At 52.8% G+C, this 13,923-nt stretch carries 11 protein-coding genes; 4 read left to right on the plus strand and 7 right to left on the minus strand.

The annotated features are described in order from the left end of the window. Positions 1 to 44: 44 nt before the first annotated feature. Genes TA5113_RS03605 through TA5113_RS03615 form a run of 3 tightly spaced genes read right to left on the minus strand, consistent with a single transcriptional unit; the run spans position 45 to position 3,892 of the window. Complete coding sequence (locus tag TA5113_RS03605; RefSeq protein ID WP_058313341.1) at positions 45 to 1,031, minus strand: branched-chain amino acid ABC transporter permease; 987 nt, start codon at positions 1,029 to 1,031, stop codon at positions 45 to 47. 32 nt (positions 1,032 to 1,063) lie between these two features. Then, complete coding sequence (locus TA5113_RS03610; protein ID WP_058313342.1) at positions 1,064 to 1,882, minus strand: ABC transporter ATP-binding protein; 819 nt, start codon at positions 1,880 to 1,882, stop codon at positions 1,064 to 1,066. Positions 1,883 to 1,918: 36 nt separating this feature from the next. Beyond that, on the minus strand, positions 1,919 to 3,892 hold the full coding sequence (locus TA5113_RS03615; RefSeq protein WP_058313757.1) for an AMP-binding protein: 1,974 nt from the start codon (positions 3,890 to 3,892) through the stop codon (positions 1,919 to 1,921). A 196-nt stretch (positions 3,893 to 4,088) separates the two neighbouring features. Here TA5113_RS03615 and TA5113_RS03620 point away from each other — a divergent pair, with 196 nt between their 5' ends. Together TA5113_RS03620 and TA5113_RS03625 are read left to right on the plus strand one after the other, a co-directional pair. Further along, entirely contained in the window at positions 4,089 to 6,008 is a 1,920-nt protein-coding gene (locus TA5113_RS03620; protein WP_058313343.1) for a PAS-domain containing protein, read from the plus strand. Further along, positions 6,005 to 6,709, plus strand: a complete 705-nt coding sequence (locus tag TA5113_RS03625; RefSeq protein WP_058313344.1) for a response regulator transcription factor — start codon at positions 6,005 to 6,007, stop codon at positions 6,707 to 6,709. Before TA5113_RS03620 ends, TA5113_RS03625 begins: the two co-directional genes overlap by 4 nt. 212 nt (positions 6,710 to 6,921) lie before the next feature. Here the strand turns inward: TA5113_RS03625 and TA5113_RS03630 are convergent, their stop codons facing one another. Beyond that, the gene (locus TA5113_RS03630) at positions 6,922 to 7,794 is read right to left on the minus strand and encodes a LysR family transcriptional regulator (RefSeq protein WP_058313345.1); all 873 of its coding nucleotides are present in this window, start codon (positions 7,792 to 7,794) and stop codon (positions 6,922 to 6,924) included. A 161-nt stretch (positions 7,795 to 7,955) separates the two neighbouring features. On the opposite strand from TA5113_RS03630, the gene TA5113_RS03635 reads away from it, so the two are divergent. Further along, the gene (locus TA5113_RS03635; RefSeq protein ID WP_058313346.1) at positions 7,956 to 8,204 is read left to right on the plus strand and encodes a WGR domain-containing protein; all 249 of its coding nucleotides are present in this window, start codon (positions 7,956 to 7,958) and stop codon (positions 8,202 to 8,204) included. Positions 8,205 to 8,267: 63 nt separating this feature from the next. Here TA5113_RS03635 and fdhF read toward each other — a convergent pair whose 3' ends face one another. Further along, positions 8,268 to 11,042, minus strand: a complete 2,775-nt coding sequence (gene fdhF / locus TA5113_RS03640) for a formate dehydrogenase subunit alpha (RefSeq protein ID WP_058313347.1) — start codon at positions 11,040 to 11,042, stop codon at positions 8,268 to 8,270. A 168-nt stretch (positions 11,043 to 11,210) separates the two neighbouring features. Here fdhF and TA5113_RS03645 point away from each other — a divergent pair, with 168 nt between their 5' ends. Further along, complete coding sequence (locus TA5113_RS03645) at positions 11,211 to 11,945, plus strand: histidine phosphatase family protein (RefSeq protein ID WP_131726465.1); 735 nt, start codon at positions 11,211 to 11,213, stop codon at positions 11,943 to 11,945. A 21-nt stretch (positions 11,946 to 11,966) separates the two neighbouring features. Here the strand turns inward: TA5113_RS03645 and TA5113_RS03650 are convergent, their stop codons facing one another. Both TA5113_RS03650 and TA5113_RS03655 read right to left on the minus strand, forming a co-directional pair. Continuing rightward, complete coding sequence (locus TA5113_RS03650; protein WP_058313349.1) at positions 11,967 to 12,149, minus strand: zinc-finger domain-containing protein; 183 nt, start codon at positions 12,147 to 12,149, stop codon at positions 11,967 to 11,969. A 75-nt stretch (positions 12,150 to 12,224) separates the two neighbouring features. Then, positions 12,225 to 13,802, minus strand: coding sequence for a DUF5928 domain-containing protein (locus tag TA5113_RS03655; RefSeq protein WP_058313350.1), 1,578 nt, complete (start codon positions 13,800 to 13,802; stop codon positions 12,225 to 12,227). Positions 13,803 to 13,923 lie beyond the last annotated feature (121 nt).

A 13,923-nucleotide genomic window follows, 5' to 3' on the forward strand; every position in this document is an offset into this window, starting at 1 on the left:
CTCAAAACTCCGTTTGGGTTGCGTTGTGGTTTAGGGAAGTGACGTCAAACACGTTCAATGATCTTCTCCCCAAACAAGCCCTGCGGGCGGAACACCAAGAAGATCAGGGCCAGCACATAGGCGAACCAATTTTCTGTCGCGCCGCCCACAAGTGGGCCAATTGCGAATTCAAATAGTTTCTCGCCGACACCGATGATCAAGCCACCAACGATGGCCCCTGGGATCGAGGTAAACCCACCGAGCATCAGAACAGGTAGAGCCTTCAAAGCAATCAAGGATAGCGAGAACTGAACGCCCGATTTTGTGCCCCACATTATCCCAGCCACCAGCGCGACAAACCCTGCAACGGACCACACCATGACCCAAATGAAGTTGAGGGAAACACCAACAGAGAGCGCCGCTTGGTGATCGTCGGCCACAGCGCGCATAGCACGGCCCTGTTTGGTGTATTGGGCAAAAATCACAAGCACTGCCACAAGCAAAGCCGCAATGATGGTGGCCACAATATCGAGGTTGTCGATAAAGAACCCGTAGCCGAACCAGCCAAAGGTGGTTTCATCAATGGCGAGGTTGATGCCCTGCGGCAGACCAACGTCGAGCTTCTTAATCTCCGACCCCCACATCAGGTCGCCTACGCCTTCAAGGAAATAGGCCAGACCGATGGTTGCCATAAACAGGATGATCGGTTCCTGCCCCACCAGATGACGGAACACGAATTTCTGCACGCAGATCGCCAACAGCACCATCACAGCCATCGTCAAAACGATCGCCAGAATGCCCGGAACGTGCCAACCGAAGTGATGCAATTCCGTGCCAAAGATGGCGTTGATCAGGTGGGCAAACGGGATCTGCCCTTCCATGATCCCAACAAGCGTCAGCGCGGAAAACAGTGCCATAACACCTTGGGCGTAGTTAAAGATCCCGGACGCTTTATAGATCAACACAAAGCCCAGCGCGACAAGCGCATAAAGCACCCCGGCCATCAGGCCGTTGAGGAAAACCTCCATGCCAAAAATCAACTGGTCAGGCATCGATGCGGCCCCCTACTGTCATGTATTCTTGATTAGTCATGTGCGACCCCCAAATAGGCGTCGATGACGGCTTGGTTGTTGCGCACCTCATCCGGGGTGCCGTCGCCGATCTTTTGGCCGTAATCCATCACAACCACCCGGTCAGACAGATCCATCACCACGCCCATGTCGTGTTCGATCAAAGCAATCGTGGTGCCGAACTCGTCATTCACGTCGAGAATAAAGCGGCTCATGTCCTCTTTTTCTTCGACGTTCATGCCGGCCATAGGCTCATCAAGCAGCAGAATGGATGGCTCTGCCGCCAGCGCGCGAGCAAGTTCAACGCGTTTCTTCAAGCCGTAAGGCAAGCGCCCAACCGGGGTTTTGCGGATCGATTGGATTTCGAGGAAGTCGATAATCTTTTCAACCACTTCTCGGTTGGCGACCTCTTCTGCCTCAGCCTTGCCTTTCCAGAAAGCCTGCTGCCAGATATTTGCTTTTGTGTGGTGCAGACGGCCCGTCATGATGTTATCGAGCACGGTCATGCCTTCAAACAACGCGATATTCTGGAAGGTCCGCGCAATCCCCTGTCGCGCCACTTGGTAGGGGCGCATCTGAGGACGTTGTTTGCCTTTGTAAAAGACCTGCCCTTCTTGCGGATTGTAGAAGCCTGAAATCACGTTCAGCATCGATGACTTACCGGCACCATTCGGGCCGATGATCGCGCGAATTTCACCTTCACGGATGTCAAAGCTGATATCCTTAATGGCCACCACACCGCCAAAGCGCAGGGTGATGTTCTTCATCTCCATGACGACGGCGCCTATCGTGCGTCCGTCCTCGGTTACGTAGCTATCAGAGGCATCAAGCATGATGCACCTCCTTGGTCGTCAATTTCTCAAAAGCAATCATTCTGCCGCCACCTTCTGTGGAGCGGCTGGAACAACATTCACGTCGCGCAATTCCAGCGTCGCACTGATGCTGCCTTTGCGGCCATCCTCATAGGTCACCTCGGTAGTTGTCTCGATTTCCGGCAGGCCAGCGTAAAGACCATCCACCAGATCGTTGAACTTCTCTTCGACATAGGCGCGGCGGACCTTGCGAGTCCGGGTCATTTCGCCGTCATCGGCATCCAGTTCTTTGTGCAAGACGAGAAAGCGATGGATCTGGCAACCAGACAGCATTGGGTCTTCGGCGACAGACGCATTCACGGCTTCGACGTGGGATTGGATCGTCTCTAGGACACGCGGATGGCCTGCAAGTTCTTGGTAAGATGCATAAGCAATGTTGTTGCGTTCTGCCCAGTTACCTACCGCTGTGAGGTCAATGTTGATGAACGCCACACAGCGATCTTTGCCATTCCCAAACAGCACCGCTTCCAGAATATCTGGGTAGAACTTCAATTTGTTTTCGACATATTTCGGCGCGAACATGGACCCATCGGCGAGCTTGCCCACGTCCTTCACGCGATCGATGATCCGCAAGTGTCCAGACTTTTCGTCGATGAATCCAGCATCTCCGGTCGCGACCCAACCTTCTTTGTCTTTGGTCGACGCGGTGCTGTCCGGGTTATTGTAGTACTCAACAAAGACGCCAGGAGAACGATAGTAAATCTCCCCGCTCTCATCGATCCGTAGCTCGACCTCGGGCGATGGAACACCCACGGTATCCGCGCGGACTTCTCCGTTTGGCTGCGCAGTAATGAAAACCGACGCCTCTGTTTGACCGTAAAGCTGCTTCAGGTTGATCCCCAAAGAGCGATAGAAATCAAACAACTCCGGTCCAATAGCTTCGCCTGCGGTATACCCCACGCGGACCCGGGAGAAACCAAGCGTATTTTTCAAAGGTCCGTAGATAAACAGCTCGCCGAGTTTGTACTTCAGACGATCCATCGCACTTACAGAATCTCCGTCCAAAATAGCCGGACCCACTTTTTTGGCATGTGCCATGTAGCGTTCAAACAGCCACTGTTTGAACTTGCTGGCGTCCTGCATGCGGATCATCACTTCGGTCAGATGACGCTCAAATACCGCAGGTGGCGCGAAAAAATAGCTTGGGCCAATCTCGCGCATATCCGACGCAACTGTTTCAGCTGACTCTGGGCAGTTCACCGCGAAACCAGACCAGTAGGCCTGACCAATCGAGAAGATAAAGTCGCCGACCCAGGCCATGGGAAGATAGGCAAAGACCTCATCATCCCGAACCAGAGCATCAAACTCGCACGCATTCTGCGCGCTCTTGATAATGTTCCGGTTCGATAGGACGACGCCTTTTGGCTTGCCTGTTGTACCAGACGTGTAAAGCATCACGCAGGTACTATCGAAAGTAAGCTTGTCGCGGCGCGCTTTGAACTCATTGATCAGCTCGTCATAAGCCGCGCGACCTTGGTCTTGCACATGAGAATATTCATGCAGTTTTGAGTGGTCGTATTTGCGCAAACCGCGTGGGTCTACGTAAACCATATGCTCAAAACCTGTCAGGCGCTCTTGCACCTCGATCACTTTGTCGACCTGCTCTTGGTCATCCACAATGGCGTATTTCGCACCGCAATTGGCCAGAACATGCGCCATTTCTTCAGCGGCGCTGTCTTGATACATCGGCACGGGCACCGCCCCGATGGATTGGATCGCAACCATGGCCCAATAAAAATACGGACGGTTGCGGCCGATGATGGCAACAAAGTCACCTTCAGACACACCAAGATTCAAAAGACCCAAGCCCAGTGCTTCGATCTCTTTCTCGGTCTCAGACCACGTCCATGTTTGCCAAATTCCGAATTCTTTCTCGCGATACGCAGTTTTTGAGCCGTAAAGCTCCACATTGCGTTGCAAGAGCGCGGGGATGGACACAAGCCCATCGGTCGCCGGTGACGACTTTGTCAAATTCTCTTCCTCCCTCAGGCCCACAATCGTGAGCTGAATCGCCTAAACGATTCTCCCCAATCCATTAGGCGTGCTGACATGATAGCCCGTCAACTTTTTCGCGATCATTTCTCAATCCTAACGAATTGTAACAACTGGGATTTGCCCCTTTTCCAAGCTGGCAATCAGGTGTTAGCCATGAGGGAGGAGGAGTAAAATGTCGGTTAATCGCGACTACAAACATGCCATGACCATGTCCGGGCTGAACCTGATTCAGCAGGCGCTTTCAATCTATGACAGTGACTTGAAGTTGGTGGTCGCGAACACGCAATTCCGAGAAATGTTTGATGTTCCTCAAGAGCTTGCGGAACCGGGGGCGAGTTTCGAAGGCGTCATCCGATATCTCGTGGAGCGCGGTGAATATGGTACTGAACAAAGCGTAGACGAGCTGGTGCGAGAGAAAGTCGACCTCGCCAAGACATTTGAACCCCATTACGTAGAACGCCAAAGACCGAACGGACGTTGGGTCAGCGTCGAGGGAAGCCCACTGGCCGAAGGTGGCTGGGTTGCAGTCTATACAGACATCACGCGCACCAAGCGCCAAGAGGAATTGTTGAGATCACGATCCGAAGAACTCTCGGATCAGTTGATCCGCTATTCCGAAGAACTGGCCAGCGCAAACAGAGAACTCGAAAGTACCGTGACCGCGCTAGAAGAAGCCAAACGTCAAATCACTGACAGTGAAGCCCGTATGCGGCTCACCGCAGAGATGATGCCTGCTCATATCGCCCATGTTGGACCCGACCGCTGTTACACCTATTCCAACCGCCGCCTTTCTGCAGTGATGCCTGGCCGACCTAGTAATTTCATTGGCGCGCATATCAGCGACACGCTCGGCGCTGAAACCTATGAGATCATTTCGCCAAACCTGACAGCGGCCCTCGCAGGCACTCCCAAGGTATTTGAGTTCAACGACCCCATGAGCACGCGACGCATTCGATTGGCCCTGACGCCTGACAGCGAAGAAGGGGGCAATCGGGGTGTCTATATATTATCGATGGACGTTACTGAGGAAACGCAAGCGCGCGTTGCTTTGCAGCAGACAAAACGGCGTGAAATCGCGGCACAAATGACCAGCGGGCTGGCGCACGATTTCTCAAATCTACTGACAATCATCATGGGCATGCAGGGCAAGCTTGGGAAAATGCCATTGCCCGACGATGCGCAAGAGATGATTGACGGTACCATGGCCGCCGCGCAACGCGGCGGCAATCTGCTCAATCGTCTCGCCGATATGACCGGTCAACGTGCCCCTCAGATGCGCGCGGTTGTACTGGGTAAATTACTCAAAGACATTCAGACACTCGCGCGTCCCGCGCTCACGAACAGAATCGATCTTCTCGTCAAAAACGACATCCCTGATGAGCCGCTCTTGCTTGACCCTGGAATGTTACAGGACAGTCTTCTCAATCTCATTTTAAACGCGCGGGACGGCTGTCAGGGCGCAGGAAAAATTGAGGTTCACGGGGAAATTGTCAAAGACACTTGGGTGCAAATCTCTATTCAAGACAGTGGCAGTGGTTTTTCAGACGAAGCCTTGGCCCACGCACTTGACCCGTTCTTTACGACTAAAGGCACCGAAGGAACGGGTCTGGGCCTCCCAATGGTTTATGACATGACAAAACTCATGGGGGGCGAAGTCCGGATTGCAAACGCGGAAAATGGCGGTGCGGTGGTGCGCCTTCGTTTGCCATTGCGTCCATTCCACGGCGTGCGGGCGCCCGGCCTCACGCTACTCGTAGAGGACGACCCCGAAATCAGAGTTGAGGTCCGCGACATACTAAGAGCGCAAAACCACATGGTCATAGAAGCCAGCAGTATTGATGAGGCAGAAATGTTGATCGATCATGTTCCGGGAATTTCCATGGTGCTTTCGGACATCAAGGTAGAAGGTGACGCAACAGGGGTCGATCTCATTGACAGATTACAATCCAAAGAGATCCCTGCTTTTTTGATGACAAGTTTCGCCGAAAACCACCCGTTGTATTTGGAGGGTGCAGCGCGCGCGCCGATCATCCGAAAGCCGTTTTCAGCAGATGCGCTCATGCGGTTCCTTAGACCGGAGGAAGCGCAGTGAGTCAGCCATTGGTTTCCATTCTGGATGATGAACCAGAGATCCGCCAAATCCTATCTGACGCCCTAGAAGACGCCGGGTTTCGAACCACGAGCTTTGGACGCGCAACGGAATTCGAAGCAAGCCTGCGAAAAGCGGTGCCCGATGTCTGTCTGGTGGACCTTAGCTTGCCCGACAAAGATGGGCTGACATTGGTACATCGCCTCGCATTGGAACAAGGGGCTGTCGTGATCATAATCTCTGGACGTGCGCAGGTTCAGGACCGAGTGACAGGCCTAGAGCTTGGTGCCGATGACTATATCATCAAACCTTTCGACCCTATGGAGGTCGTCGCTCGTGTCCGCGCCCATCTCCGCAAAGAACGAACCATAGCCCCTGCTCAGTCCAACATTGCAAGCTTTAACGGATGGGTCGCCAATTTTGATGGCTATATGTTGGAGGACTCTGAAGGCGGCCAAACCCCTTTCAGCCATGCAGAAGGGGAGGTTCTGCGTCTGTTTTTGGAAAGCCCAAAACGATTGATCAGTCGCTCTCAAATGCAGGAGATGCTCGGCGGGGCAGCGGGCGAAAGCTTTGATCGCGCGATGGATGTGCGCATTTCCCGTCTTCGGACCAAACTCCGCGAAGATCCAAAAAATCCACGCTTGATCAAAACGATATATGGTGCAGGTTACATTTTCTTAGGGGATGTAAGTTGGCAATAACGGCAAGAACTCGCTCAATATGAAGCGGATATGTCGAAACAACACACAACATCTAGATTTCTCATTCAATCTAAAGTAATATGAGCCTATCGGAGATCTCAGACTCATTTCCTCTTCCAAGACCGGAAATCTCGGGCCGTCTGCCTCAGTAACGTTCCGGGGAAAGTCACTCCCACTCCCCCGCTGTGATGCAACTCCAGCGGGGGCTTTGTTTAAGCGACGAACCGGTGGGCATGTTTTTTGAAATAAGGAACCAAGATTTCGCGGAAAGCGGCTACGCGTGCAGAACGCCAGATATCACGATGAGCAACGGCCCAGACATCTGGGAATGGAATGGCGTCGCAGATGTCTAATTCTTGCAAGTCCGACCAATGCCGCCCCAAGAAGGTCGGCAACATGACGACCCCCATGCCTGCCCGCGCCGCTTCAATCATCGTGGTCATATCATCGGTTCGCAGAACAACATTCTCTTCGGGGATTTCCGGAATGTATTTTTTGAAACGTGGTGGCACTCTTTCTGGGATGATCCAAGGTATGGGGACATTTGTATTCTCCGCGATCCGATCAGCCCATTCAGCGTTGGCAAATGGCAAGGATTCCTGGCGCGCTAACACGCGGCCTGTCAGGCTATCTCCCGGCGCATCGCTCACACGAATGGCGATGTCCGCTTCGCGACGATTGAGGTCAAGCAACGCACTGTCGGAACGAATATGGAGTTCGACCTCCGGGTATTTTTTGGTGAACTCCTTAAAGACCGGGATAAGATGCGTAGAACACAAAAGCTGCGGGGCGGTGATTGTGAGTGGCCCTGAAATAACTTGCTCTGCACCCACTAGATTGCGCAACAAATCGAGTTCTTCGGTTTCCATAGCGGCCGCTTTGCGCGCCACGACCTCGCCTGCCTCGGTGGCTTGGTAGCCATCCGCCATACGATCAAAGAGCTGTATGCCCAGATCATCTTCGGCCCGCTTCACGCGCCGCGCCACTGTGGTGTAGGAAACCCCAAGAGCATCCGCTGCGTTGGACAGCGATCCACCGCGCACCAAATGCATCACAGTTTTTAAATCATCCCAATGTGCTGACATCGATCTTCTCCAGCATATGACGGCTTGTAAACGCCGCATCGTTGACGATTACCTAAGTGCAAACCCATCGACATCAAGGGGTTTCGGTTTAACTGAAGCTTGAACCGCAGAGTCTGCCACGATAGATTCTCATAAAGTTTAAGGAAGGTTACGCCCACCGAATGGCTGTGTGTTTGCTGTATCAAAGGCGCAAAGCGCGTCGCCCACGGTTTTATCGGGTCGAAATTGCGTATGATCTCTTTGACAATGTCGCAGTGCTTTCCGAGTGGGGTATTGCCGGTGGCAAGGCCAGCGAGGCGCGCACGACGTTTTCCAACTTACGTGAAGCATCACTAGAAGCAGATAGACGGCGTAGACGCGCCCAGCGCAAAGGCTACGCGCGATTTGATCGAGCGGTCGCCCTGATCTAGCGATGGCAAAACGTCGAAGCGAAGGTGCCTCCGGCGGGGATATTTAAGCCAAAAAGAAAACGCCTACTCAGCAGCGACATCCGCTTCGATCTTTTCAACGCGGACAGCCGCATATTTAAATTCGGGAATTTTGCCGTAAGGGTCGATCGCAGGGTTCGTCAGGATATTTGCTGCAGCTTCCACGTAGGCAAACGGCACAAAAACCATATCTTCGGCAATCGCGCGGTCTGCGCGCGCCATGATTTCGATCGAGCCGCGACGGGTTGTCAGCCGGATTGTGTCTCCTGGCTCAACCCCCATCAATTTAAGCGTGCGTGGGTTAAGCGAACAGTTCGCTTCTGGTTCCACGGTATCCAGGACAAGAGACCGGCGAGTCATGGAGCCCGTGTGCCAATGTTCCAGCTGCCGCCCCGTTGTCATGACCATCGGGTATTCCGCATCCGGTGCTTCATCAGGTGCAATGACGGATGCAGGTGTGAAACGCGCACGGCCTTCAGGGCGTGGGAACCCATCGCCAAACACAATCGGCTGACCCGGATCGGTTTCATGAAGGGATGGATAGGTCACAGTTTCGGTGCGCAGGCGCTCCCATGTGATATTGTCCAGGCTCTTCATATTGAGCTTCATCTCCGCAAAGATCTCGGACGCATCTTTGTAGTCCCAAGGCAAACCAATGCGCTTGGCAAGATCAACCGTTATCTTCCAATCCTCGCGCGCGTCACCGGGCGGGGCCACCGCTGGGCGAACGCGCTGAACTTGGCGGTTCGTGTTACTGACCGTGCCGTTCTTTTCATAAAGCGCGGAGGCCGGCAGAATGATATCCGCAAAATTCGCCGTCTCAGTGAGGAAGATGTCTTGCACGATCAGCAGGTCGAGCTTTGCAAAAGCATCCCGCGCATGATCCACATCGGGATCTGACATGGCCGGGTTTTCACCCTGAATATACATGCCTTTGATATTGCCCGCGTAGACCTGATCGACGATCTCCGTAACCGTCAGTCCCTTCTCATCTGAGAAATCGCCACCACCCCAAACGTCTGTGAAGCTCTTACGCACATCATCGCTGGTGACCGTCTGATAGTCAGGCAGGAACATCGGGATAAGCCCCGCATCGGACGCGCCTTGCACATTGTTCTGGCCGCGCAGAGGGTGCAGACCCGCGCCCGGTTTGCCCACGTTGCCAGTCATCAAGGCAAGCGAAATCAAGCAACGTGAGTTATCTGTGCCGTGGATGTGTTGAGAAACACCCATACCCCAGAAAATCAATCCAGCGTTTGCCTTTGCAAACATACGCGCAACGCGGCGAATTTGGTCCGGTTCAATACCGCAAATATCGGTCATTTTCTCAGGGCTGAAATCCTTGAGATGCGCTTTCTCGGCATCCCAGTTTTCGGTCCATCGGTGAATATACTGACTGTCGTAGAGCTCTTCTTCCACGATCACATTCATAATCGCGTTGAGCAAAGACACATCTGCACCGGGACGGAATTGCAGCATCTCGGTTGCAAATCGGCGCATACCAACGCCGCGCGGATCCATGACGATCAGCTTGCCGCCGCGTTTGGTGAATTGCTTGAAATAGGTCGCAGCAACTGGATGGTTTTCAATTGGGTTCGCCCCAATGACAATCGCTACATCTGCATTTTCGATCTCATTGAAGGTCGCAGTCACCGCGCCGGAACCAACGTTTTCGATAAGTGCAGATACGGAGGACGCATGGCACAGCCGGGTGCAGTGGTCGACGTTATTGTGCTTAAAACCTTGCCGGATGAACTTTTGGAACAGATAGGCTTCTTCGTTTGTACATTTGGCCGATCCAAAGCCAGCAACGGATTTTGTATCTTGTTCGCGCAGCTCAACAAGTCGTTTGCCAGCCAGATCCAGCGCCTCTTCCCAAGTCGCTTCGCGGAAATGCGTCGATAGATCACCCGGATCAACGTTCAGCCCCTTGGCTGGCGCGTCCTCGCGACGGATCAAAGGCTTGGTTAAACGGTGGGGGTGGTGAATATAGTCAAAGCCAAAGCGGCCTTTTACACAAAGACGACCCTCATTGGCGGGGCCATTGATCCCCTCCACATATTTTACTTTTCCGTCTTTGACCTTCAGACTGACCTTGCAACCAACACCACAGAACGGACAAACGCTTTCGGTTTCGCTGTCATAGTCGGCACGATCACCCACTTGGTTTTCGTCCACCACATTGGACGGCATCAGGGCTCCGGTTGGACAGGCTTGAACACATTCACCGCAAGCGACACAGGTTGAAGCGCCCATCGGATCGGAAATATCAAAAGTCGGATAGGCGTCGTGGCCGCGCCCAGCCATGCCGATCACATCATTCACCTGAACTTCACGACATGCGCGCACGCAGAGGCCACAGGAAATACAGGCATCCAAGTTGACACTCATCGCCACGTGACTGTCATCCAGCAGCGGAATGCGACCGTCTTCTAGTTTTGGAAAGCGGCTCTCGGACACACCATTTAGGTCAGCCATATCCCAAAGATGACTGGATTTGTCGCGCGCTTCCTCGCGCGCAGGCTGGTCAGCCACCAGCATTTCCATCACCATTTTCCGCCCATTTTCGGCGCGCGCAGAGTCAGTCGTAACAACCATCCCTTCGCTCGGCTCGCGAATACAGGATGCTGCTAGCGTGCGTTCACCCTCAATCTCGACCATACAGGCGCGACAGTTCCCGTCTGGGCGATAGCCCGGCGCGGGTTTGTGGCAAAGATGCGGGATAATCAGCCCACGCCCGTTTGCAACTTCCCAAATAGTTTCTCCAGGCTGCGCTGTGACGCGCTTCCCATTGAGTGTGAAGGTGACCGGATTCGACACTGATTTCTCCTTGGTTGTCCGCAAAAAGACGCCTTGGTTCCACCAGCTTACCGGAAAAGGACATAATGAAAATGTCTCTTTCGCGACGCAGCACGCAGAGAACGCGCCATAAATGACGTCCGTCCCAAGCGGCGGTCTTGAAAGGTTCCATTGAAAACGACCGCGCAGGTGAACATTTTTCTTTTGAAATCCGCTTTGGCCACTTACTCAGGAACCGGAACCGCTGCGACAGGAAAAGCCAAAATGGGATATTTGACATTGGTGCGCCACGGGCAAGCCAATTCGGGCGCTACAGACGAAGCTGGCTATGATCAACTGTCCAAGCTAGGTCATCAACAGTCTCGCTGGCTTGGAGAGCACCTAGACGATACAGGTCATGGATTTTCAAGAGTCTATTGCGGCACAATGCGGCGCCACCGGGAAACCGCAGAGAGCCTTGGGTCACATCGGTACGGGCCCCTAGAGCAAGATGAACGACTGAATGAGTTCCCATATTATTCGCTGCGTGCGGCATATGAACGACAGTTCGGGGCCGTAAACCCGACGACTCAAACAGAGTTCGCCGACTTGCTCACCCAATTGTTGTCGCACTGGGAGCGGGATGCCCTTGATGATGTCACCGAAAGCTATTCTGAGTTTTCCGGCCGCGTAAGCGCTGTGATGGAAGAGATCGCATCTGGGGAAGGTCCCGCGCTTTTGGTCACGTCAGGTGGTTTTATTAGCACGGCAATTCGGCACACGCTGGGCTTTGAGCTAGAGACGTGGACACAAACCTGTTTGGCAACCTTGAATACATCGGTTCATAAATGGGAACCTATCGCAGGAAAACGTCAGCTGACACAATTTAACGCTGTGCCGCATTTGGATCGTTCCGACCGATTGGACGCAAAGACCTATATCTAACTGAAGGTTAGCCGAAACAGTCTAGTCTTCGGACGTCACGAAATCTCGGTGCACGTATTTGCAATCGCAATAGCCGCACTCAACTGTCCCCGTGTCTTTGGGAATGCTTAGCCATACGCGTGGATGCCCCAGTGCCCCTTCTCCGCCATCACAAGCGACGCGGTATTCATCCACAACTTTGGTTTCTGGAGCGTCAAGCGGCATGGCTTATTCCTCAAATAGCGAGCATCACATTCGCTAAATATGTGACATCACGAAGAACCGCGCAAGCACCGCTGATCAATCAGCAAAAAGATGCGGCGTCATCGCAATATCACGCGCCTTATCCTCACTGACAGACAGGAAATTCATGATCGGGCCTAAGAAGTCACCAATTTCATCGACTTCGCGAATACGGGCGTAGTTCTCAAAATCTGCATCACGGATCGCATCGCTTTCGTCTTCGATGTCCCGCTTGATGGTCGGCAGGATACGGTTCAAGGTTTCCTGAGGCGTTTGCTCTCCGGCCAACCCAATACGGCTTGCATGACCTTTTAGGTAATCTTCCGAGTAATCACATTGGATTTCCAACGCCCTTGTGGTGGAACGATCATTATAAAAATCGTGCAGCAAGTCGATGGAACCCGGGTCCATGCAGATGATCATGCGGTTGGTTTGGAAATAATCAAATAGCATCCGGATCAACGCGCGCCGATGGCGGGTGCGCTTTTCGATGGTAGATTGAATACCGCCCAAATCTGGAAGATCCGTGTCTTCTTCCTGGAAGAGATAGTCAATGGCGGGAACGTTGGTCTCCTGCTTGATTTTAGCGAGCATACGCTTGGCCACGTGCCATTTCTTACAGACAAGGATCATCAACTCGCGCTCGCGTCCAAGGGTCGCCTCAGTTTCCCAGAACCGGTTGGCGAAACGTCGGCCAACTCGGCCACGCCCTGTTACAAACTTAAACAGGCTTGGGCCTTCGCCCGAGATTTTGAATTCAACTCCAGTGGCTGCATACAGCTTACCAAGACGCTCTTTCAACTCGACAGCTTCTGGGCTGATCTTTCGAGCAAATAGATAATCCTGATTGAGCAACAGGTCGTAGTGATCGTTATAAAAGACCAGCGGCATCCCGTAGTCGGTAAACATCAAGAAGGTCAGCGTGCGAGAACTGATTTCGTCCGAGGGGATCAGGTGCCGAACAAGCGTTTGGAAGAAAGTCTCATCCGGGATCCAGGTGGTTTTGAAAAACCTCACGACATCCTGGCGAGACTTCACCATATCCATTACGGCCTCTACCGTCGGGCGCCGCAAACACCACCATTGGCTGCCGATCTGTACTTGAATGTCACTTGGAATTTGGCGCGACAAACCGAGCTTCTTTTGCAAGTTAAAAGACGCATAAAAGAGCTTCTTATTGTCTCGCTCGTTGAAAAAGTGGCGGTAGGTCAGCCGCTCCGCCTTCATCCCAGTCTTAATCCAGTCGCTTTCAAAAAAATCAAAACTTTCAATGAAGTCGCAATCATGCTCGTCTAGATAGTCGTGCACAAACTCTGAGGTCTTGATCGCCATGCAATCGCCTGAAAGCATGTAAAAATGAGTGGCGCGGGGAAAATCGCGCAAAGCGGCCTCGATTGCATAAAGTGTGGCTTGCACCAAAGACCACTCGCCCCAACCACATTTGATGCGTTTGGTGGCGAAAGTCACATTAGGATTATCCCCGAGAGCCTCTTGAATTTGTTGATAATATTCAGGCTTCGCACTGGCGTCAAAATGGATCGACATACAGTCGCCAGTCGCGGTCAATCGTTCCGCTTGTTGGATGATCGCTTCGGGATCTTTATGGCAGAGAAGGATAAAAGCGATCTTTGCCATAGTCGAAACGGTAACCCCCTATTAACCCGATTGTTTACCTAATATAGGTGAACATAGATTGAATAAACCGCGATAATTTGCTTTTTTAAAGATTAAATAAATGTGTGACCTGAAGAATTTA

Origin of the sequence: Cognatishimia activa (assembly GCF_001458335.1) — a bacterium.
GTDB lineage: Bacteria > Pseudomonadota > Alphaproteobacteria > Rhodobacterales > Rhodobacteraceae > Cognatishimia > Cognatishimia activa.

Coding starts and splice junctions, on each gene's coding strand:
- TA5113_RS03655 (WP_058313350.1), bottom strand. CDS start 13,802: ATGGCAAAGATCGCTTTTATCCTTCTCTGCCATAAAGATCCCGAAGCG.
- TA5113_RS03650 (WP_058313349.1), bottom strand. CDS start 12,149: ATGCCGCTTGACGCTCCAGAAACCAAAGTTGTGGATGAATACCGCGTC.
- TA5113_RS03630 (WP_058313345.1), bottom strand. CDS start 7,794: ATGTCAGCACATTGGGATGATTTAAAAACTGTGATGCATTTGGTGCGC.
- TA5113_RS03610 (WP_058313342.1), bottom strand. CDS start 1,882: ATGCTTGATGCCTCTGATAGCTACGTAACCGAGGACGGACGCACGATA.
- TA5113_RS03605 (WP_058313341.1), bottom strand. CDS start 1,031: ATGCCTGACCAGTTGATTTTTGGCATGGAGGTTTTCCTCAACGGCCTG.
- TA5113_RS03635 (WP_058313346.1), top strand. CDS start 7,956: ATGGCTGTGTGTTTGCTGTATCAAAGGCGCAAAGCGCGTCGCCCACGG.
- TA5113_RS03620 (WP_058313343.1), top strand. CDS start 4,089: ATGTCGGTTAATCGCGACTACAAACATGCCATGACCATGTCCGGGCTG.